Source organism: Comamonas sp. (assembly GCF_009360615.1).
Classification (GTDB): Bacteria; Pseudomonadota; Gammaproteobacteria; order Burkholderiales; family Burkholderiaceae_C; genus Comamonas.
The window spans coordinates 1-20,898 of record NZ_SPEY01000014.1; the positions used below are offsets into that span (position 1 = coordinate 1).

At 61.5% G+C, this 20,898-nt stretch carries 20 protein-coding genes, 1 tRNA gene and 1 pseudogene; 14 read left to right on the plus strand and 8 right to left on the minus strand.

What is annotated here, in order from left to right; all coding sequences use genetic code 11:
- A pseudogene (locus E2583_RS03060) lies at positions 1–140 on the plus strand (Sec-independent protein translocase subunit TatC); the annotation flags it as partial.
- 195 nt (positions 141–335) lie between these two features.
- Here the strand turns inward: E2583_RS03060 and E2583_RS03065 are convergent.
- Positions 336–1,496: a trypsin-like peptidase domain-containing protein gene (locus E2583_RS03065; RefSeq protein ID WP_291593128.1), complete on the minus strand. Its 1,161-nt coding sequence runs from the start codon at positions 1,494–1,496 to the stop codon at positions 336–338.
- 355 nt (positions 1,497–1,851) lie between these two features.
- Between E2583_RS03065 and E2583_RS03070 the strand changes: the two genes are divergently transcribed.
- The 3 genes from E2583_RS03070 (at position 1,852) to pdxA (ending at position 5,171) form a co-directional block, all read left to right on the plus strand.
- Positions 1,852–3,171: an MFS transporter gene (locus E2583_RS03070; RefSeq protein WP_291593130.1), complete on the plus strand. Its 1,320-nt coding sequence runs from the start codon at positions 1,852–1,854 to the stop codon at positions 3,169–3,171.
- Between the two features lie 107 nt (positions 3,172–3,278).
- Positions 3,279–4,031: a Nif3-like dinuclear metal center hexameric protein gene (locus tag E2583_RS03075; protein ID WP_291593132.1), complete on the plus strand. Its 753-nt coding sequence runs from the start codon at positions 3,279–3,281 to the stop codon at positions 4,029–4,031.
- An 81-nt stretch (positions 4,032–4,112) separates the two neighbouring features.
- Entirely contained in the window at positions 4,113–5,171 is a 1,059-nt protein-coding gene (gene pdxA, locus E2583_RS03080; protein ID WP_291593196.1) for a 4-hydroxythreonine-4-phosphate dehydrogenase PdxA, read from the plus strand.
- A 107-nt stretch (positions 5,172–5,278) separates the two neighbouring features.
- Here pdxA and mscL read toward each other — a convergent pair whose 3' ends face one another.
- On the minus strand, positions 5,279–5,713 hold the full coding sequence (gene mscL / locus E2583_RS03085; protein WP_003062168.1) for a large conductance mechanosensitive channel protein MscL: 435 nt from the start codon (positions 5,711–5,713) through the stop codon (positions 5,279–5,281).
- Between the two features lie 149 nt (positions 5,714–5,862).
- On the opposite strand from mscL, the gene petA reads away from it, so the two are divergent.
- The 6 genes from petA (at position 5,863) to E2583_RS03115 (ending at position 10,168) form a co-directional block, all read left to right on the plus strand.
- Complete coding sequence (gene petA, locus E2583_RS03090; protein WP_291593137.1) at positions 5,863–6,465, plus strand: ubiquinol-cytochrome c reductase iron-sulfur subunit; 603 nt, start codon at positions 5,863–5,865, stop codon at positions 6,463–6,465.
- A 14-nt stretch (positions 6,466–6,479) separates the two neighbouring features.
- Positions 6,480–7,895 (plus strand): cytochrome bc complex cytochrome b subunit, encoded by a 1,416-nt coding sequence (locus E2583_RS03095; RefSeq protein WP_291593139.1) that lies wholly within the window; start codon positions 6,480–6,482, stop codon positions 7,893–7,895.
- 17 nt (positions 7,896–7,912) lie between these two features.
- Positions 7,913–8,668 carry a cytochrome c1 gene (locus E2583_RS03100; protein WP_291593141.1) on the plus strand — a complete coding sequence of 252 codons (756 nt, stop codon included), beginning with the start codon at positions 7,913–7,915 and terminating at the stop codon, positions 8,666–8,668.
- 100 nt (positions 8,669–8,768) lie between these two features.
- Positions 8,769–9,380 (plus strand): glutathione S-transferase N-terminal domain-containing protein, encoded by a 612-nt coding sequence (locus E2583_RS03105; protein ID WP_003058564.1) that lies wholly within the window; start codon positions 8,769–8,771, stop codon positions 9,378–9,380.
- A 97-nt stretch (positions 9,381–9,477) separates the two neighbouring features.
- On the plus strand, positions 9,478–9,996 hold the full coding sequence (locus E2583_RS03110) for a ClpXP protease specificity-enhancing factor (protein WP_291593155.1): 519 nt from the start codon (positions 9,478–9,480) through the stop codon (positions 9,994–9,996).
- Between the two features lie 96 nt (positions 9,997–10,092).
- A tRNA-Thr gene (locus E2583_RS03115) sits at positions 10,093–10,168 on the plus strand.
- 53 nt (positions 10,169–10,221) lie between these two features.
- On the opposite strand, the gene E2583_RS03120 is transcribed toward E2583_RS03115, so the two are convergent.
- The gene (locus tag E2583_RS03120; protein WP_291593157.1) at positions 10,222–10,527 is read right to left on the minus strand and encodes a hypothetical protein; all 306 of its coding nucleotides are present in this window, start codon (positions 10,525–10,527) and stop codon (positions 10,222–10,224) included.
- Positions 10,528–10,855: 328 nt separating this feature from the next.
- Between E2583_RS03120 and secA the strand changes: the two genes are divergently transcribed.
- The 4 genes from secA (at position 10,856) to E2583_RS03140 (ending at position 16,888) form a co-directional block, all read left to right on the plus strand.
- Positions 10,856–13,615: a preprotein translocase subunit SecA gene (gene secA, locus E2583_RS03125; RefSeq protein WP_291593159.1), complete on the plus strand. Its 2,760-nt coding sequence runs from the start codon at positions 10,856–10,858 to the stop codon at positions 13,613–13,615.
- A gap of 344 nt (positions 13,616–13,959) precedes the next feature.
- Positions 13,960–15,189, plus strand: coding sequence for a bifunctional glutamate N-acetyltransferase/amino-acid acetyltransferase ArgJ (gene argJ / locus E2583_RS03130; RefSeq protein WP_291593161.1), 1,230 nt, complete (start codon positions 13,960–13,962; stop codon positions 15,187–15,189).
- A gap of 280 nt (positions 15,190–15,469) precedes the next feature.
- Positions 15,470–16,405 (plus strand): ATP-binding protein, encoded by a 936-nt coding sequence (locus E2583_RS03135; RefSeq protein WP_291593198.1) that lies wholly within the window; start codon positions 15,470–15,472, stop codon positions 16,403–16,405.
- Between the two features lie 12 nt (positions 16,406–16,417).
- Positions 16,418–16,888 carry an NUDIX domain-containing protein gene (locus E2583_RS03140; RefSeq protein WP_291593163.1) on the plus strand — a complete coding sequence of 157 codons (471 nt, stop codon included), beginning with the start codon at positions 16,418–16,420 and terminating at the stop codon, positions 16,886–16,888.
- Positions 16,889–17,006: 118 nt separating this feature from the next.
- Here the strand turns inward: E2583_RS03140 and E2583_RS03145 are convergent, their stop codons facing one another.
- From E2583_RS03145 to E2583_RS03165, 5 genes are all read right to left on the minus strand, one after another.
- Entirely contained in the window at positions 17,007–17,216 is a 210-nt protein-coding gene (locus E2583_RS03145) for a DNA gyrase inhibitor YacG (protein WP_034357520.1), read from the minus strand.
- A 98-nt stretch (positions 17,217–17,314) separates the two neighbouring features.
- Positions 17,315–18,070: a cell division protein ZapD gene (gene zapD, locus E2583_RS03150; RefSeq protein ID WP_291593167.1), complete on the minus strand. Its 756-nt coding sequence runs from the start codon at positions 18,068–18,070 to the stop codon at positions 17,315–17,317.
- 87 nt (positions 18,071–18,157) lie between these two features.
- Positions 18,158–18,784: a dephospho-CoA kinase gene (gene coaE, locus E2583_RS03155; protein ID WP_291593169.1), complete on the minus strand. Its 627-nt coding sequence runs from the start codon at positions 18,782–18,784 to the stop codon at positions 18,158–18,160.
- Between the two features lie 3 nt (positions 18,785–18,787).
- Positions 18,788–19,657: an A24 family peptidase gene (locus tag E2583_RS03160; protein ID WP_291593170.1), complete on the minus strand. Its 870-nt coding sequence runs from the start codon at positions 19,655–19,657 to the stop codon at positions 18,788–18,790.
- The gene (locus E2583_RS03165; RefSeq protein WP_291593171.1) at positions 19,657–20,874 is read right to left on the minus strand and encodes a type II secretion system F family protein; all 1,218 of its coding nucleotides are present in this window, start codon (positions 20,872–20,874) and stop codon (positions 19,657–19,659) included. Before E2583_RS03165 ends, E2583_RS03160 begins: the two co-directional genes overlap by 1 nt.
- Positions 20,875–20,898 lie beyond the last annotated feature (24 nt).

Genomic DNA, 20,898 nt, shown 5'->3' on the forward strand with positions numbered 1-20,898 from the left:
AGCTGGCCCTGGCCTTGCCCATGTGCCTGCTCTACGAGATCGGCATTCTGGGGGCCGGCTGGTTCAGCAGGGTATCGCGTGCGCCCGATGCCGAGGAAGGTACGGGCACGGAAGTGGAGAAATCCACGGACGGCCACTGATCTTCGTCTCCGACTTCCGGCAAAGCCCTTGAAGTGATTCAAGGGCTTTTTTTTGATAGCTGCCAGCGCTTTGCCTGCAAGCGTTTTAGCCGTATTTCCTGATGACCTGTGATGGCTCGCTGCAGCCTGCAACAGGCTGCGGCATGAAAAAAGCCAGCGACGGGCGCTGGCTTGCATGCCTCGGTGACGCTGCTGTCAACGCCGCGGCCGGCCCTGCTGCTGCAAGGTGCTGGCGGCAGGTCGGGCGCCCGGGGTGATGTCCAGCACGACTTCGCTGTCGCCGCGGCGCACGTCGAACTTGGCCGCTTCTCCGGGCTTGAGCGAGGCCACGGCCGTCAACAGCTCGGAGACATTGCGGGTCGCGGTCTCGCCTACCTTGACGATCACGTCGCCAGGACGCATGCCGGCCTGGGCGGCGGGGCCGGCCTGCAGAACGCCAGTGATGATGACGCCGGCATCGGCCTTGACGCCAAAGGTCTCGGCCAGCTCGGGCGAGAGCTCGTTGGGCTCGACGCCGATCCAGCCGCGTGTGACCTTGCCGTCCCTGACGATGCCGTCCAGCACCATCTTGGCCGTGGAGACGGGAATCGCGAAACCGATGCCCATGCTGCCGCCCGAGCGCGAGTAGATGGCCGTGTTGATACCCAGCAGGTTGCCGTTGGCATCCACCAGGGCACCGCCGGAGTTGCCCGGGTTGATGGCGGCATCGGTCTGGATGAAGTTCTCGAAGGTGTTGATGCCCAGTTGGCTGCGGCCCAGAGCGCTGATGATGCCGCTGGTCACGGTCTGGCCCACGCCGAAGGGGTTGCCGATGGCCAGCACGCGGTCGCCCACGGCGACCTGGTCCGAGTTGCCCAGCACGATGACGGGCAGCTTGTCGAGCTCGACCTTGAGAATGGCCAGATCGGTCTCGGGATCCGTGCCGATGACCTTGGCCTTGGCCTGGCGGCTGTCGGTCAGCGTGACCTCGATATCATCGGCGCCTTCCACCACATGGTTGTTGGTGAGGATGTAGCCATCTTGACTGATGATGACGCCACTGCCCAAACCAGATTGCTCCTGCGGGCCCTGATCGCCAAAGAAGAACTGGAACCAGGGATCGTTGGCGCGTGGGTGGCGAACTGCCTTGCTGGTGTTGATGCTGACCACGGCGGGCGAGGCCTTGCGTGCGGCTGGCGCAAAGCTGCCCGGGGCGACCTCACCCGCCGGGGCGGATGGAGCCTGAAGCAGTGACACACCGGCATTGCTACGAATATTTCCGCGCTGAAGCCATGTGGGCTGTAGGGTGGCTACTACAAAATAGATAGCCACCAGCACGGTGACGACCTGCGAAAACAGCAACCAGGTGCGTTTCATGTAATGCGTATAGGTAGTGAGGAGAACAAGCCCACATTGTGAAGCATGGCTGCACCGGGCGTCGAAGCGAACATTTGCTTGCGCGCAATTGCATAACGCAAAGCTTTGCAGATTGCAGGCGCGATGGCTATAGGACTGCAGGCATCTAAAGTTTTGCACGGCCAGAAGCCATGAGTGAAAACCCTAGAATGTTTTTTCGACTGCGCTTACGCCGCCGTGACTGCCCACAAGGTGCTCATATTCGGCCTGGTGTGGCTTTGCATCTGAAGCCCGCTGCAATCGGTATGCCACTGCACGTTGACCCGTGATCAGCGGCCTTATCCGCGCTGTCCTGTTGTTCGATCTGGGAAACACCATGACTACGCTTGACCACGCTGCATCGGCCAAAGCGCCGGCTGCTGCGAAGAATCGCCTCCTGAACCGGGAGGACTACAAGACCCTGGGCTTATCGGCCCTGGGCGGAACGCTGGAGTTTTATGACTTCGTGGTGTTCGTCTTTTTTGCCAATGTAATCGGCAGCCTGTTCTTTCCGGCTTCACTGCCGGAGTGGATGCGCCAGCTGCAGACGCTGGGCATTTTCGCGGCCGGCTATCTGGCGCGCCCCATCGGCGGCATTCTGATTGCTCACTTCGGCGACATCCTGGGCCGCAAGAAGATGTTCACGCTGTCGGTGTTCCTGATGGCCGTGCCCACGCTGGTCATCGGCCTGCTGCCGACCTATGAAACCATCGGTCTGGCCGCTCCCATTCTGCTGTTGCTGATGCGCGTGATGCAAGGTGCCGCCATCGGCGGTGAAATGCCCGGTGCCTGGGTGTTCGTGGCCGAGCATGCTCCCGAAAAGCGTTACGGCTTCGCCATCGGCGCACTGACTTCCGGCATTACCGGCGGTATCTTCCTGGGCTCCATCATCGGGGTCTGGCTCAACAGCACCTACAGCCAGGGCGAGATCCACGACTGGGCCTGGCGCATTCCCTTCATCCTGGGCGGTGTCTTCGGTCTGGTGTCGGTGTATCTGCGCAAGTTCCTGCACGAGACTCCGATCTTCAAGGAGTTGCAGGCCCGCAAGGCGGCTGACCGCGAACTGCCGATCAAGACCATCCTGCGCGATCACCGCGAAGCCTGCGTTGTCGTGGCGCTGATGACCTGGGTGCTGTCCACGGCGATCGTGGTGGTGATCCTGTTCACGCCGGCCTATCTGCAGAAGGTGTTCCACATCGCACCGGCGATGGCCCTGAAGGCCAATGCCGTGGCGACCGTGACGCTGACCCTGGGCTGTGTGTTCTGGGGCTGGCTGTCCGACAAGATCGGCACCAAGCTGACCATGCTCATTGGCTGGGGCGGCATGACTGCCACAGCCTATCTGTTCTACCTGAACCTGCCGGGCAACGAGGCGTCTCTGATCTGCAACTATGCGACCGTGGGTTTCTTCGTGGGTTCCATCTCGCTGCTGCCCGTGGTGGGTGTCCGGGCCTTCCCGCCCGAGGTGCGCTTCACCGGCCTGTCCTTCTCCTACAACATGGCCTATGCCGTGTTTGGCGGCCTGACCCCCATGCTGGTGTCCGTGTGGCAGCAGGTGGATGTGATGGCGCCTGCCCACTATGTGGCGGCCATGGGCGTGCTGGGCATGGCCATGGGCTTCTGGCCGCTGGCCTGCAGGGGCTGGCAAGCCAAGTAGGCCTGAAGTCGTTGGTTCCGAAAAAAGGGTAGCGCGGGCTGCCCTTTTTTTCGCTCGTCAAAGCCTTGCAGGCGTGTTCTTCGAACGGGCTTGGGCACAATCGGACCATGAGCATTGAGCGAAACACCCTGTTATCCGTTTTCAATGGGTTGCTGCAACCCGAACGCTTCAAGGACTACGGACCCAACGGCCTGCAGGTCGAAGGCCGGAGCGAGATTCGCCGCATCGTCAGCGGCGTGACGGCCAGTCGCGCCCTGATCGAGGCGGCGATCGAGGCCGGGGCCGATGCCGTCTTCGTGCACCACGGCCTGTTCTGGCGCGGCATGGATGGTCGCATCACGGGCTGGCTCAAGGAGCGCATCCGCCTGCTGCTCGCGCATGACATCAATCTGTTCGCCTATCACCTGCCGCTGGATGCCCATGCCGAACTGGGCAATAACGCGCAACTCGGGGCGCGGCTCGGAGTCCAGGGACAGGCCGCATTCGGCGACCAGAACCTGGGCTGGCTGGCCGATGCGGACTTTGCCGATGCCGCCGCTCTGGCTGCGCATGTGCAAAGCGTGCTGGGGCGCAAGGTGACGCTGGCCGGTGCACAGGAGCACAGGCCGATCCGCAAGCTGGCCTGGTGCACAGGAGGGGCACAGGGCTTTTTCGAGTCCGCGATTGCCGCCGGCGCCGATGCCTATATCACCGGCGAGATCTCCGAGCCCCAGATGCATCTGGCGCGAGAGATGGGTGTGAGCTTCATCGCTGCCGGCCATCATGCGACCGAGCGCTATGGCGCGCCGGCCGTGGCGGCCCATGTGGCCCAGGAGTGCGGACTGGAGCACCGCTTCATCGATATCGACAACCCGGCCTGATCCGGTCCCGGACCTTCGTCTCTCACTTTTGATGACCGCAAGCACTTGAGAACAGAGGAGCTTGCGGCGACCCTGATGCCTATGTCCGTCAATGCTTCAACCCCAACCATCGCCATCACCCAGGGCGACTGCGCAGGCATAGGGCCTGAAATCATCGCCAAGGCCTTCCGGGCTGCGCCGCAGGCCATGCGCGGCTGCTTTGTGGTGGGCGAGTTGCAGACTCTGCGTCGTGCCACAGCGCTGGCCGCCCGTGCTGCTGAGGGCGATCAGGGCATCGCTCAGCCCGTGGTGGTGATCGATGAGCCGGGCGAGGCCTGGTCGGTTCCGGACGGTGCCGTCGCGCTGCTGAACGTGCCGGGGCTGGCCGGGCCTCAGCCCTATGGACAGGTTTGCGCGGCGGCCGGGCAGGCCGCTGCGCAATGCGTGGTCTGGGCCGCGCAAGCGGCTCTGCGTGGCGAGATCGCCGCCCTCGTCACGGCACCCTTGCACAAGGAGGCGCTGCATCTGGCGGGCGTGACTTTCCCCGGGCACACGGAACTCCTGCAGGCCGAAGCGGCGCGACATGCGGGCGTTTCGCTGGAGCAGATGCCGGTGCGCATGATGCTGGCCAATGACGAATTGCGCACCGTGCTGGTCAGCATCCATGTCTCGCTGCGCGATGCCATCGAGGCCGTGACTGGGCCGCAGATCCTGCAGACCCTGCGCATCACGCATCAGGCGCTGAGCCGGAGCCTGGGGCGGTCGCCGCGCATTGCCGTGGCCGGGCTCAATCCGCACGCGGGCGAGGGCGGCATCTTCGGTCGCGAGGAAATCGAGATCATTGCCCCGGCGATCGCGGCAGCGCAGGCCGAAGGCATGGATGTGCAGGGACCGTTTGCGCCTGACACGGTCTTCATGCGGGCGCGAAATACGCCAGCCCACCCCGGTGAATTCGATGTGGTGTTGGCGATGTACCACGACCAAGGGTTGATCCCAGTCAAATATTTGGGTGTGGAAAAAGGCGTCAACGTGACCCTGGGATTGCCGCTGGTGCGTACCAGTCCCGACCATGGCACGGCCTTTGACATTGCGGGTCTGGGCGTGGCCGACGAGGCCAGCCTGCTCGAAGCCGTGCGCATGGCCCGCAGCCTGGCGATCTGACGGTGGCAAAGCCGTGTGGGCGATGTCGTGGGGGCATGTCCGGCGGCGCTCCCATGAAAAAAGCCTGCCGGGAGCGGCAGGCTTTCAGTCATCGGATCGGAGGGATCTCAGGCCTTGCGATTGAGGCTGTCGCGGATCTCTCGCAGCAGCTGGATGTCTTCAGGCGTAGCGGGCGCTTGCTCCGGTGCAGGCGGTGCCTCGCGCTTGAGGCGGTTGATCTGCTTGACCATCATGAAAATGATGAAGGCCAGAATCACGAAATTCACTGCAACGGTGATGAAGTTGCCGTAGGCAAAGACAGGAATGCCGGCTTTTTTCAGTGCATCCAGGGTGCGTGGGACTCCCTCGGGCATGGTACCCAGAACGACGAACAGGTTGGAGAAATCCAGCTTGCCGAAGAACAGTCCCACCAGAGGCATGATCAGGTCGTTGACCACGGAATCAACGATCTTCCCGAACGCGCCGCCGATGATCACGCCCACGGCAAGATCCATGACGTTTCCCTTGATTGCGAACTCGCGGAATTCTTGCATCATGCCCATAAGCAGTTCCAGTCACTAAGAGTTTGAGATAGCGCAGTATTGCGTGACTTTGGCGGTTGTCAACGTCGGACTGGGGCTGGAATAACCATAACCCCGCCGCTAGAATTTGCAGCTGACCCCAAATCAAGCGATGTACTTCGAGGAAATCCATGAGTGACTCTCCAGTCGACTCCAGCAAGCGCACGTGGATCATCACGTCAGCATGTGCTGGTGCCGTGGGCGGTGTGGCAACGGCCGTCCCTTTTGTGAGCTCCTTCCAGCCTTCTGAAAAAGCCAAAGCAGCCGGTGCTGCGGTAGAGGTGGATATCTCCAATCTCAAGGATGGTGAGAAGCTCACCGTCGAGTGGCGAGGCAAGCCGGTGTGGATCATCAAGCGCACACCCGAGCAACTCAAGGACCTGCCCGGCCTCGATGGCGAACTCGCGGACCCGACCTCGGCGCGTCATCCCGAAGAGTTCACGCCTCCCTATGCACGCAATGAGGCGCGTTCCATCAAGCCTGAAATCCTGGTGGTCGTGGGGATCTGTACCCATCTGGGCTGCTCTCCCACCGACAAGTTCGTCTCCGGGCCCCAGCCATCGCTGCCTGCGGACTGGAAGGGCGGCTTCCTGTGCCCCTGCCATGGCTCCACCTTTGACATGGCGGGCCGGGTGTTCAAGAACAAGCCAGCGCCGGACAACCTGCAAGTGCCGCCCCATATGTATCTGTCCGACACCAAGCTGCTGATTGGTGAAGACACCAAGGCAGCCTGAGGGAGACAAGAACAATGGCCCACGAATTCAAGCAAATCGACCCGAACTCCACGACTGGAGCCAAGGCCATGAACTGGCTGGAGAACCGGTTTCCGACGGCATTCGATGCATACCGCGTCCATATGTCGGAGTACTACGCTCCCAAGAATTTCAACTTCTGGTACATCTTCGGCTCGCTGGCGCTGCTGGTGCTGGTGATCCAGATCGTCACCGGCATCTTTCTGGTGATGCACTACAAGCCCGACGCCGAAAAGGCGTTTGCCTCCGTGGAGTACATCATGCGCGATGTGCCCTGGGGCTGGCTGATCCGCTACATGCATTCCACGGGCGCGTCCGCGTTCTTTGTGGTGGTCTATCTGCATATGTTCCGCGGTCTTCTGTACGGTTCCTACCGCAAGCCGCGCGAACTGGTCTGGATCTTCGGTTGCGCGATCTTCCTGGTGCTGATGGCCGAGGCTTTCATGGGCTATCTGCTGCCCTGGGGCCAGATGTCGTACTGGGGTGCCCAGGTGATCGTGAACCTGTTCTCCGCCATTCCCTTTGTCGGCCCTGATCTGGCTTTGCTGATCCGAGGCGACTATGTGGTGGGCGACGCGACGCTGAACCGCTTCTTCAGCTTTCACGTGATTGCCGTGCCTCTGGTGCTGCTGGGTCTGGTCGTCGCGCATTTGCTGGCACTGCACGATGTGGGTTCCAACAATCCCGACGGCATTGAAATCAAGGGGCCTAATGCGCCCAAGGATGAAAAGGGCCGCCCTCTGGATGGCGTTCCCTTCCATCCCTACTACACGGTGCATGACATCTTTGGCGTGACGGTGTTCCTGTTCCTGTTCTCGGCCGTGGTGTTCTTTGCGCCCGAGTTCGGCGGCTACTTCCTGGAGTACAACAACTTCATCCCGGCCGATCCGCTCAAGACGCCCAATCACATTGCTCCCGTCTGGTACTTCACCCCTTTCTATTCGATGCTGCGTGCCATCACCAGCGAGATGATGTATGTGCTGATCGCCTGCGTGGTGCTGGGTGCCGGCTACGGCATTCTCAAGTCGCGCCTGCCCGGTTTTGCCAAGGGTGCGGTGGCCGTCGTGGCCCTGGGGGCCATCGCCATGATGCTGTCCATCGATGCCAAGTTCTGGGGGGTGGTCGTCATGGGGGGCGCGGTCATCATCCTGTTTGCCCTGCCCTGGCTCGATTGCAGCCCGGTCAAGTCCATCCGCTATCGCCCCAGCTGGCACAAATATGTATACGCCGTGTTTGTGGTGAATTTTGTCATCCTGGCCTACCTGGGCGTGCAGCCTCCGTCGCCGATTGGCGAGAAGGTGTCTCAGGTCGGCACGCTGTTCTACTTCGGCTTCTTCCTGCTCATGCCCTGGTGGAGCCGCTTGGGTGAGACCAAGCCCGTGCCCGAGCGTGTGACCTTCAAGCCTCACTGAAGCAGGAGAGAACAAGAATGAAGAAACTGATTCTGACCCTGGTTGCAGTCCTGGGTATCGCCGGTGCTGCGCAAGCCTCCGAAGGCGGCATCCACTGGGACAAGGCGCCGGTCAACACCAGCAATACGGCATCCCTGCAAAACGGTGCCAAGCTCTTTGTCAACTATTGCCTGAGTTGCCACTCCGCTGCCTTCATGCGTTTCAACCGCCTGAAGGACATCGGTCTGACCGATCAGGACATCAAGGACAATCTGCTGTTCAGCACCGACAAGGTGGGCGAGACCATGAAGGCCGCCATCAACCCCAAGGAGGCCAAGGAGTGGTTCGGTGCCAATCCTCCCGATCTGACGGTGATTGCGCGCTCGCGCGCCGGCTCGGGTGGCTCGGGTGCCGATTACCTGTATACCTTCTTGCGTACTTTCTACAGGGATGACACCAAGGCCACGGGCTGGAATAATCTCGCCTTTCCCAGCGTGGGCATGCCGCATGCGCTGTGGGAGCTGCAGGGCGAGCGTCGCGCCATCTTCGAGGAGCATGACGACCATGGAACTAAGACCCAGGTGTTCAAGGGTTGGGAGCAGGTGTCTCCTGGCAAGATGAGCGCAGTGCAGTACGATCAGGCAGTTGGCGATCTGGTGAATTACCTGCAATGGATGGGGGAGCCGGCTCAGAACACCCGAACCCGTATAGGGGTGGGCGTTTTGATTTTCCTGGGTATCTTCATCTTTATCGCTTGGCGCCTGAATGCCGCGTTCTGGAAAGACGTGAAATAAGCTTTGCCGCCGTGCAGCAGTTGTCTGCAGCCAAACCGTGTTAGTGCAGAGTGGGGTGCCGTGGGCAACCCACTCTTTTTGATTTTTAGGAGTCTCCACCATGATGGTGCTTTATTCGGGAACGACTTGCCCCTTCTCACACCGCTGCCGCTTTGTGCTGTTTGAAAAAGGCATGGATTTCGAGATCCGCGATGTGGACTTGTTCAGCAAGCCCGAAGAGATCGCCGTGATGAACCCCTATGGTCAAGTGCCAATCCTGGTCGAGCGCGACCTGATCCTGTACGAGTCCAACATCATCAACGAGTACATCGATGAGCGCTTTCCCCATCCCCAGCTGATGCCTGGCGACCCCGTGGATCGGGCCCGTGTGCGCCTGTTCCTGCTGAACTTCGAAAAGGAACTGTTCGTGCACGTGAGCGCACTCGAAGAGCGCAACGTCAAGGGCAATGAAAAGGCTCTGGAAAAGGCCCGTGCCCATATCCGCGATCGCCTGACCCAGATGGCTCCCATCTTCCTGAAGAACAAGTACATCATGGGCGAGAACTTCTCCATGCTGGACGTGGCCATTGCTCCGCTGCTGTGGCGCCTGGACTACTACGGCATCGAACTGTCCAAGAATGCCGCTCCTTTGCTCAAGTATGCCGAGCGCATCTTCTCGCGTCCGGCTTACATTGAAGCGCTGACGCCTTCCGAAAAGGTCATGCGCAAGTAATTGCACATGGGCACAGAGCGGGCATGCTGAAGGGATCACCTTCATCTGCCCGCTTTTTTCTTTGCAAACTTCTGGATTTGATTCGTCAGGAAACGAGATGACAGCCCCTGAAACGACTTCAACCCGTCCGTATCTGCTGCGGGCTCTGTTTGAATGGTGTACCGACAATGGCCTGACACCGCATATCGCCGTGCGTGTGGACCGCAGCACCCAGGTGCCCATGGAGTTCGTGCGTGATGGTCAGATCGTGCTCAACATCAGCTACGACGCGACCAGCGGCCTGCTGATTGGCAACGAGTACGTGGAATTCAAGGCCCGCTTTGGCGGCCAGCAACGGGAAATCATGGTGCCCGTGGCGAACGTCATGGCCATCTATGCCCGCGAGACCGGCCAGGGGATGGCCTTTCCGCCCGAGGAGGACGAAGTCCCCGAGGATGGCGATGCGCCGTTGATGGAAGATGCGGGGCCCGACATGGAGTCGGATGACGTGGCCTCGGCCGAACGCGTGGTCCAGCTGGTGCCTGTCAAGACGGAAGCCGACGCTTCCGGCGACGATGACGCCCCTCGTACGCCTCCACCCGCAGGCGGCCGCCCGGCGCTCAAGCGTGTGAAATAGGCGGGAAGAAATCCTGAAAACGCATGCCCGGGGGGCATCAAGAAATTTCGGGATTCTTCCTTAGGGGCTGTTTTTCTACGTTAGAATTCAGTCTTCGCCGGTTTAGCTCAGTTGGTAGAGCACCCGCCTTGTAAGCGGTAGGTCGTCAGTTCGAATCCGACAACCGGCACCAAACAACAGGTCTCTTCGGAGACCTTTTTGTTTTTCCTGGCCTCCAAAGCCTTGTCAGGCCTGAACCTTGATGCGGATGCTGGTGACGGACCAGCCCTTGGTGCGCAGATGGGCCGCCATGGCGGGCAGCAGTTGGCGCACTTTGGCGGCAGCTGCAGTGTTTTTCACGATCAGGCACCATCCGTCTTCATCGATGGGGCCGGCCTGCAGGCTGGCGCGCAGCATGGGTGGAACCAGTGGCAGGACGGCCTTGAGCCGGTTGCTGGAGTCCTGCGTCAGTGCAGCCAGGCGCGCCAATGTGGGGGATGACTCCATGGCGCTGATGGCAGTGACAGCGTGATGACGGCGAACAATGGTCATGCGGGTGGCAGGCAGTTGGGTGAGGCGCGAGGCCCAAGCTTAGCGCAGTCGGCAATGAATGCCGCAATGGGACGCAGACGCTTGTGTGTATGCGCTTGCGATGCAATCCCGTACGTGCTCTGGAGCCGCGAGGAACCAAGGCTGGCCTGGGCGGTTAGAATGATTTTTTGGTCCTGTTCCTGTTTTGGACGCGCCAGGAGGTTTTTTCACCTATTTCGGGTGTGGCTCTTGACGGCCCCGGGGACGGCCCCATCTGAAGTCCAACAATCAAGGAATTCTGGACACATTGCTTTGCGCAACCGGCAAAAAGCAATGTGCCTTCGCACGCATGGCCACCAATTTCCTCACCAAACTGTTCGGCAGCCGCAATGACCGGTTGCTCAAGCAATACCGTAAGACAGTCGCTCGCATCAATGCGATGGAGCCTGAGTACGAAAAGCTCAGCGATGAGGCATTGCGCGCCAAGACGCAGGAGTTCAAGGATCGCGTTGCCAAGGGCGAGGCGCTGGACGCGCTGTTGCCCGAAGCCTTTGCCGTCGTGCGTGAAGGCTCCAAGCGCGTGATGAAGATGCGTCACTTCGACGTGCAGATGCTGGGTGCCATGGCGCTGCATGACGGCAAGATTGCCGAAATGCGCACCGGCGAAGGCAAGACGCTGACCGCGACGCTGCCCGTGTACCTCAATGCCCTGTCGGGCGAGGGTGTGCATGTCGTGACCGTCAACGATTACCTGGCCAGCCGCGATGCCACGACCATGGCGCGCCTCTACAACTTCCTCGGGTTGTCGGTGGGCATCAACCTGCCCAATCTGTCGCGCGAGCAAAAGCAGCAGGCCTACAACTCCGACATCACGTACGGCACGAACAACGAATACGGATTCGACTATCTGCGCGACAACATGGTGTACGAGCCCGGTGACCGTGTGCAGCGTGTGCTGAACTACGCCATCGTCGACGAGGTGGACTCCATCCTGATCGACGAGGCGCGCACGCCGCTGATCATCTCCGGGCCGGCCGAGGATCATACGGCCATGTATGTGGCCATGAACCAGATCGTGCCGAATCTGGTGCGGCAGGAGGGCGAAGCCGATCCCCGCACGGGCGAAGGCGTGACCAAGCCCGGCGATTTCACGGTCGATGAAAAATCCCATCAGGTCTATCTGACCGACCAGGGTTATGAAGCGGCCGAGCGCCTCTTGAGCCATGCCGGCCTGATCGCCGAAGGCTCGTCCCTGTACGATCCCTCCAATATCTCTCTGGTGCACCATCTGTACGCCGCACTGCGTGCCAACCAGCTGTACTTCCGCGACCAGCACTATGTGGTGCAGAACGGCGAAATCGTGATCGTGGATGAGTTCACCGGCCGCCTGATGGCAGGCCGTCGCTGGAGCGATGGCCTGCACCAGGCCGTGGAAGCCAAGGAGGGTGTGGCCATTCAGGCCGAGAACCAGACCATGGCCTCGATCACGTTCCAGAACTACTTCCGTCTCTACAAGAAGCTCTCGGGCATGACCGGAACGGCCGACACCGAGGCCTACGAGTTCCAGGAAATCTATGGCCTGGAGACTGTGGTGGTTCCACCCAACAAGCCCAGCAAGCGCCAGGACCAGCTCGATCGCGTCTACAAGACCACCAAGGAAAAGTACGATGCGGCGATCAAGGACATCCGCGAGTGCCACGAGCGCGGCCAGCCCGTGCTGGTCGGCACGACCTCGATCGAGAACTCCGAAATCATCGACCAGCTGCTGACCCGTGAGAAGCTGCCCCATCAGGTGCTCAACGCCAAGCAGCATGAGCGTGAGGCAGACATCATTGCCCAGGCGGGCAGCGAAGGCATGATCACCATCGCCACCAATATGGCCGGCCGTGGTACCGACATCGTGCTGGGTGGCAATATCGACAAGCAGCTCAAGGCCATCGAGAGCAACGAGGCGCTGAGCGAGGCCGAACGTACCCAGCAGATCGAGCAGCTGCGTGCCGACTGGCAGGTGGCCCACGACAAGATCGTGGCCCTGGGCGGTCTGCGCATCATCGCGACCGAGCGTCACGAGTCGCGCCGTATCGACAACCAGCTGCGCGGCCGTTCGGGCCGTCAGGGCGATCCTGGTTCCTCGCGCTTCTATCTGAGCCTGGACGACCAGCTGATGCGCATCTTCGCGGGCGACCGTGTCAAGGCCATCATGGATCGCCTGAAGATGCCCGAAGGCGAAGCCATCGAGGCCGGCATCGTGACCCGCTCCATCGAGTCTGCTCAGCGCAAGGTGGAAGCGCGCAACTTCGACATGCGCAAGCAGCTGCTCGAATATGACGACGTGGCCAACGACCAGCGCAAGGTGATCTACCAGCAGCGCAACGACATTCTGGATTCGACCGATCTGAACGGCATGCTGGCCGCCATGCGCGAGGACGTGATCACCGACCTGGTGCGCCAGTATGTGCCGGCCGAGTCCATGGAAGAGCAGTGGGACGTGCCCGGTCTGGAAAAGGCGCTGGCCGGCGAATGGCAGATCGACCTGCCTTTGCAGCAGGAGGTCGCGGCTTCCGAGTCGGTCACGGACGAAGACATTCTGGAGAAGGTCGTCAAGGCGGCCCACGATCTGTTCGATGCCAAGGTGGCCTTGATCGGTCAGGAGAACTTCACGCAGTTCCAGCGTGCCGTGCTTCTGCAGAGCTTCGACACCAACTGGCGCGACCACCTGGCCGCGCTCGACTATCTGCGTCAGGGCATTCACCTGCGCGGCTATGCCCAGAAGCAGCCCAAGCAGGAATACAAGCGCGAGGCCTTCGAGCTGTTCCGTCAGCTGATCGACCAGGTCAAGACCGAGGTCACCCGTGTGCTGATGACGGTGCAGGTCCGCTCGCGCGAAGAGATGGACGAAGCGGCCGTTGCCATGAACGAGCGCGGCGCCCAGAGCCTGGAGCACATGAGCTATGCCTCGCCCTCGGAAACCGAAGGCATGAGCATAGAGGACGACGTGATGCTGGCCGAGCCACTGGCCATGCCCGAGGGCGTGCATGTGGGCCGCAACGACCCCTGCCCCTGCGGCAGCGGCAAGAAGTACAAGCTCTGCCACGGCAAGCTGTCCTGACCCCCTGAGGCGCTTTGCGCCTTCCCCCTTGAAGGGGTTCATTGCTGTGGCGTCCCTTGCTGGCCGTCTCTGGCTTGGAGCATGCGTTATCGAACAACACGGGCTGCGGCCCGTGTTTGCATTGGGGCGCAGCTTTTTGCGCCACAAAATCCGGCAAGTCCGTTCAGGCCTCCGTTTGTTCCGATAATGGGGAACGTTTTAACTTTCGACCCCTAGGCTGCTGCACGGGGCGCGCTCTTGGTCAGAGACATCGAGCAAGAGCCGCCTCGCGGCGAAGATGTCGTCCCCCTCGGGGGAAGCCGCGCAGCGGCACAGGGGGAGGCCTCTCTCAGGAACATACAGACATGTCCGTGAATCTTTCCGCTCCCGTCGCAGCCGATCTGCTGGCGATCAATGGCGTTCGCATTGGCGTTACCGAAGCCGGCGTGCGCAAGGCCAATCGCAAGGACCTGACGGTGTTTCTGCTCGACGAAGGCACCTCGGTGGCCGGCGTGTTCACCCAGAACCGTTTCTGCGCTGCTCCCGTGCAGGTCTGCCGCGAGCATCTGGCGGCTGGCACCGGCATCCGCGCCATGATCGTCAATACCGGCAATGCCAATGCCGGCACCGGCGCCGCCGGTCTGACCAATGCCCGCGCCACCTGCGCGGCGCTGGCCCGGGAGCTGGACCTGAACGCGGGCCAGATCCTGCCTTTCTCCACCGGCGTGATCATGGAAGAGCTGCCCGTGGACCGCATCGTGGTGGGCATGCCCAGGGCCATTGCTGCCGCCAAGGCTGACAACTGGGCCTCGGCTGCCGAAGGCATCATGACCACCGACACCCTGCCCAAGGCCTTCAGCCGCAGCGTCAGCATCGGCGGCAAGACGGTTTCCATCACGGGCATCAGCAAGGGTGCGGGCATGATCCGCCCCAATATGGCGACCATGCTGGGCTTTCTGGCCACGGATGCGGCGCTCGCACCCGAGCTGCTCCAGCCCCTGGTCAAGGAGCTGGCCGACGGCTCCTTCAACCGCGTGACCATCGACGGTGATACCTCCACCAATGACTCGTTCGTGCTGATCGCCACCCACCAGGCCGGCAATCCCCGGATCACGACGCTGTCCAGCGCCGAGGGCGAGCAGCTCAAGGCGGCTCTGCTGGAAGTGGCGCAAAAGCTCGCGCAAGCCATTGTGCGTGACGGCGAGGGCGCCACCAAGTTCATCAGCGTCAAGGTCGAGGGCGGCAAGACCGAAGAGGAGTGCCGTCTGGTCGCCTACTCCATTGCCCACTCGCCCCTGGTCAAGACGGCTTTTTTTGCTTCCGATCCCAACCTGGGCCGCATCCTGGCCGCGGTGGGCTATGCCGGCATTGCCGATCTGGACCAGACCCAAATCGACCTGTACCTGGACGATGTGCATGTGGTGGTGGACGGCGGCCGCAATCCTTCCTACAAGGAAGAGGACGGTCAGCGTGTGATGAAGCAGCAGGAGATCGTGGTGCGCGTGGTTCTGGGTCGTGGCAATGCTGCACAGACGGTATGGACCTGCGATCTGAGCCACGATTATGTGACGATCAATGCGGATTACCGGTCGTAAATGATCACCCCCTGAGCTGCGGCGCCTGGGCGGCCCCGCAGCTTCCCCCTCTCTCTACGCACTGCGCGCTATGGGAGGGGGACGACAGCCTCGCTGCGCGGCGGCGCTTGCTCGCTGTCTCTGGTTTTGGGTGCGCCAGTTTTAAAGTGATGGCGCTATAAATTAAGAAGCTGCTATCGCTTGTAATTAGTAGATTTCAGTTATTTTTCTTATTGAAGTCAAGCAGTATCAAGCGCTAACAGCTATAAAAACAGATGGAGATTCGATCGTGCAAGATGTGATGAACCCTTTGGAGCGCCTGGTCGAGCGTGCCGAGCAATTGATGCAGCGCATCGAGTCCGTGCTGCCCCAGCCCCTGCAGGCGCCCGCCGACTGGGATGCGGCGATAGCCTGGCGTTACCGCAAGCGATCGAACGGCTGCGGCGTGCTGGAGCCGGTACGCCATGTGGGGGCCATGCAGCTGTCCGATCTGCAGAACATCGATGTGCAAAAGGAAAAGATCGCGCGCAATACCGAGCAGTTCGTCAGCGGTCGTACGGCGAACAACGTGCTGCTGACAGGGGCTCGCGGCACGGGCAAGTCCTCGCTGATCCGCGCCTGCCTGCACAGCTATGCGCCCCAGGGCCTGCGTCTGATCGAGGTGGACAAGGCCGATCTGACCGATCTGCCGGATATTGTGGATGTGGTCGCCGGCCGGCCCGAGAAGTTCATCATCTATTGCGACGATCTGAGCTTTGAAGAAGGCGAGCCTGGCTACAAGGCCATGAAATCCATGCTGGATGGCTCGGTTTCCGCGGCCACGCCCAATGTGCTGGTCTATGCCACGAGCAATCGCCGCCACCTGCTGCCCGAGTACATGACGGACAACCTGGCGCAGCAAAAAGGCGAGAACGGCGAGATCCACCCCGGCGAGGTGGTGGAAGAGAAGATCTCCCTGTCCGAGCGCTTCGGCCTCTGGGTGAGCTTCTACCCCTTCAGCCAGGACGAGTACCTGCGCGTGGTGGCGCAGTGGCTGTCCGCGCTGGGCATGGACCAGGCCACCATCGAGGCGGCCAGGCCCGAAGCCCTGGTCTGGGCGCTGGAGCGCGGCTCGCGCAGCGGGCGTGTGGCCCACCAGTTCGCGCGCGACTACGCAGGCCGCAACGAGCGCCCCGTGACGGTCAAAAAGCGCATTGAAGATGTGGACGGTCTGGCTGAAGAAGCAGACCTGGGATGAAGAAGGAGTGTTGTGGAAGTGACTGCTGAAACACAGGCGCAGCGAAAGCACACGGAAGTGGCCGTGGGCGTGCTGTTGCGCGAATCCGATGGGGCGCTGCTGATTTCAAGCCGCCCTGCAGGCAAGCCGTATGCAGGCTACTGGGAGTTTCCTGGCGGCAAGCTGGAGGCCGGCGAGAGCGTGGAGCAGGCCTTGCGCCGCGAACTGATCGAAGAGCTGGGCGTGACCATTGGCCAGGCCCATGCCTGGAAGGTGACCGAGCATGACTACCCGCATGCGCTGGTGCGTCTGCACTGGTGCAAGGTGACGCAGTGGACGGGCGAGTTCGAGATGCGCGAGGGTCAGCAGATGGCCTGGCAGCAGCTGCCGCTCGATGTGCACCCGGTCCTGCCGGGTGCCTACCCCGTGCTGCAATGGCTGAGCGAGGAACGCGGCCTGGTTTTTGATCAAAGCTATTACGAGGCGCAGCAACCCGTGGAGTGAAGCTGTATGCTCTGAAATAAAGAGCGCCTTGCGCTTGTTGAATCTCGATTTGCTTGGTCGATCAAGCTGAAATCAAGACATGCCAAGCGCAAGGCGCTCTTGTTTTTTGCTGCTTCGCTTAGTTTTCCGTGCGCGGATCGCCAAACGGCGCATCTTCGGGTGGCGTCTGAGCCGGAACGCGGAACTCTTCGTTGCCCCAGGCGCCCAGATCGATGTTGCGGCAACGCTCGCTGCAGAAGGGACGGAATTTGTTGCTGGGCAAGAAAACGCTGGGGCCGCCGCAGGTCGGGCATTTCACCATGGTGGGGGATTGCTTGTCAGTGCTCATGGCGTAGATGTATCACAGCTGGAAAACACGGGTGGCCGACCCTGAAAGACATCGAGCCGCACGCAGCGGCTCGATGCAGAGAACAGGCTGCCTGCGGCTCAGGCGCAGAGCGTCAGCTCGAAAGAAGCGTCGTCATTGCTGGGCTGGGGCTTGCCGCCGTTGGCCAGCTTGAGCAGGCGCACCGATACCAGCAGGCGATTGCCACTGATCTCCGGCACCAGATTCAGATGCGGGTCAATGCGCAGGCGCAGCAGCTGGAAGCTGCGGCCTGCCGGCATGGCCTGCTGGAACACGCCATGCTCGGCCACCACGCGCTGGGGAATGCCGGTTTCGCGCAGCAACTGCAGGATCAGCTCAAGCGCCTGACCCAGCGGTGTCAGCTCGCCGGCCCAGTCTTCGAGGTCGCGTTGGCGGTAGCGCGGATCGAGGTTCTGCCAGGCGTGATAGGCGGGCAGGTCGAAGCTGCAGGTGCCGCCGGGGATGCCCACACGGCTGCGGATGGACATCAGCCATTCGTTCTCGGTCAGCGCCTGGCCGGTCTTGCCGGTCTGCGCATTGATGGAGGCAAAGCAGCCCTCCACCTGGCGCGCCACCTGGTGCAGCATGTGCTGGGAAATATCAGGGTTGTCGCGCAGCACGTCCAGCAGGTGCTTCTGCCGCTCCAGGTCCTTGATGACGTCGGCGCGCAGATCGCTGCGCGAGGCCACATCCATGATCTCGAAGATGGTGATCAGGGCGAAATGATGATCGACCGAATGCGCGCGGGTCAGCAGTTCGCGCAGACGGCGATACAGCTGCTCAAGGCGCAGATAAGTTCTCAGACGCTCGTTAAATGGATATTCGTACAGGATCACGTTTGCTGGGCTCCTCGGGGCGCACAGGAATCAGCGGTCAACGTGCACATGCGGCGATCACACGCACAGGCCAAGCCATGGCCTGCATCATAGCCCGAACCATGCAGCGATTTGATCGGTATATGCGTGGAGAGTTTCGATTGTGACGCCGTCATCGTTGTAGACGACCCAGTCGCCCGCTGCCAGGCGCTGCGACCGCGTGGCCTGGGCGTCGATGATGGCCTGCACGGCCTCGCGGCTCAGAGCGCTGCGCGCCATGACGCGCTCTGTCTGCGTGCTCTCGCGGCAGTCCACGACCAGCACCCCATCCAGCCGTGCTCGCCAGTGGCCGGATTCCACCAGCAAAGGGATGTCGTGCACGATGAGCTTGCTGCCGGCGGCCACGGCTGCTGCGAGCTGCTGGCGCGTCTGCTCGGCGATCAGCGGGTGGAGAATGGCTTCCAGGCGCTGGCGCGAAGACGGATCGGCAAAGACCAGCGCGCGCATGCGCGCACGGTCGAGAGCGCCCTGGGCATCGATCAGGTCGGCGCCAAAAGCCTGGGCTATAAAAGGCAGGGCCATGCCGCCGCTTGCCGTCAGGCTGCGCGAGATATGGTCGGCGTCGATCAGCGTGGCACCGCAGGCCTGCAGCCTGGCTGCAACCGTGCTTTTGCCGCTGCCAATGCCGCCCGTCAGTCCCAGTCTGAATGGTGAGCGCTCGGACAAGGCTTGCATGGCTTACAGACCCACAAAGCCGAGCACGGCCTGGGGGCCCCAGATCAGGCTGACGAAACCGCCGCCAGCGAGAAAGGGGCCGAAGGGTATATAGCCGCCTTCGCGCAGCTGGCTGTTGATCTTGAGCGCAATGCCGATGACGGCTCCCACGACCGAGGCCATGAGAATGATGGGCACCAGTGCCGGCCAGCCGAACCAGGTGCCAAGCGCGGCAAAGAGCTTGAAGTCGCCATAGCCCATGCCTTCCTTGCCCGTGGCCAGCTTGAAAGCCCAGAAGATCAGCCATAGCGACAGATAGCCTGCGACGGCGCCCCACAGCGACTGCGGCAATGGCACCTGGGTCCATTGCAGTGCGGAGGCGATCAGTCCGGCCCAGAGCAGGGGCAGAGTGATGGAGTCCGGCAGGAATGTGGTGTCCCAGTCGATCAGTGCCAGCGCCAGCAGCGCCGCGCTGAAGCCGCACCAGGCAAAGCCGGTGGCGGTCAGGCCATCGCGGCCCAGGCAGAAGGCGAACAGCGCGGCGCAGACCAGTTCCACCAGGGGGTAGCGCAGGCTGATGGGCTTTTGGCACTGGGCGCAGCGGCCGCGCAGAAACAGATAGCTGAGCACGGGGATGTTCTCGTACCAGACGATCTCATGGCCGCAGTGCGGGCAGCGCGAACGGGGCTTGCTCAGCGTGACGGCAGGCTTGGCGGGCGGCAGCTCGATCCTGGCGCCTTTGTCCTTCTGTTCCTCGGCCCACTGGGCACCTTCGGCGTGCCATTCCTGCTCCATCATCAGCGGCAGGCGGTGGATCACCACATTCAGAAAGCTGCCGATCAGCAAGCCCAGGACGCCGCCGACAACGGCATTCAACACCAGTTCGGAAATCATCAGACCACTTGACCCAGCTTGAAGATCGGCAGATACATGGACACCACGATGCCGCCGATCAGGGTGCCCAGGAAGACGATGATGATGGGCTCCATCAGGCTGGACAGGCCCGCCACCATCTCGTCGACTTCGCTTTCATAGAAGTCGGCAGCTTTGCCCAGCATGTGGTCGATGGCACCCGATTCCTCACCGATGGCGCACATCTGCAGCACCATGGAAGGAAAGATGTTGGCATTGGCCATGGCAACCGTGAGGCTGGTGCCCGTGGAGACTTCCTGCTGAATCTTGTCGGTGGCGTTTTTGTAGAGGTAGTTGCCTGAGGCACCTCCCACGGAGTCCAGGGCCTCGACCAGCGGGACGCCGGCGGCAAACATGGTGGACAGCGTGCGGGTCCATCGGGCCACGCAGGATTTCTCGATCAGCACGCCGAAGATGGGCAGCTTGAGCATGGTGCGATCCATGAATTGCTGCACGCGTTCGTTGCGCTTCCAGGCCTGCATGAAGAAGTAGATGCCGCCGCCCAGCACGCCGAAGATCAGCCACCAGTACTGCACAAAATACTCGCTGATGCCCATCACCAGCAACGTGGGTGCGGGCAGGTCGGCGCCAAAGGAGGTAAAGACCTCCTTGAAGGCAGGAATCACGAAAATCATGATCACGGTCACCACGACAAAGGCCACGATCATGACCGACGTGGGGTACATCAGCGCCGACTTGATCTTGGACTTGATGGCTTCCGTCTTTTCCATGTAGGTCGCCAGACGGTCCAGCAGCGATTCGAGAATACCGGCGGCCTCGCCGGCCTCCACCAGGTTGCAGTAGAGGCTGTCGAAATAGAGCGGAAACTTGCGAAAGGCCGCGCTCAGGGAGGTGCCGGTCTCCACATCGGATCGGATGTCGTTGAGCAGCTTGGTGACGTTGGGGTTGGTGTTGCCCCGGCCCACAATGTCGAAAGACTGCAGCAGCGGCACGCCGGCTTTCATCATGGTGGCCAGCTGGCGTGTGAAGAGCGCAATGTCCTTGGGCTTGATCTTCTTGCCGCCGCGGGTCCTGCGCTTCTTGATCTTGGACGGAGTCACGCCCTGGCGGCGCAGCATGGCCTGGATCTGATTTTCTCCACCGGCGCGGGTTTCCCCGCGAACGATCTTGCCGTTGCGGTCCTTGCCTTCCCACTCGAAGAGAAATTCCTTGATTCCCTTGGACGCTGCGCTTGCCATGGCGTTCCCTCACTGATTCTGTTT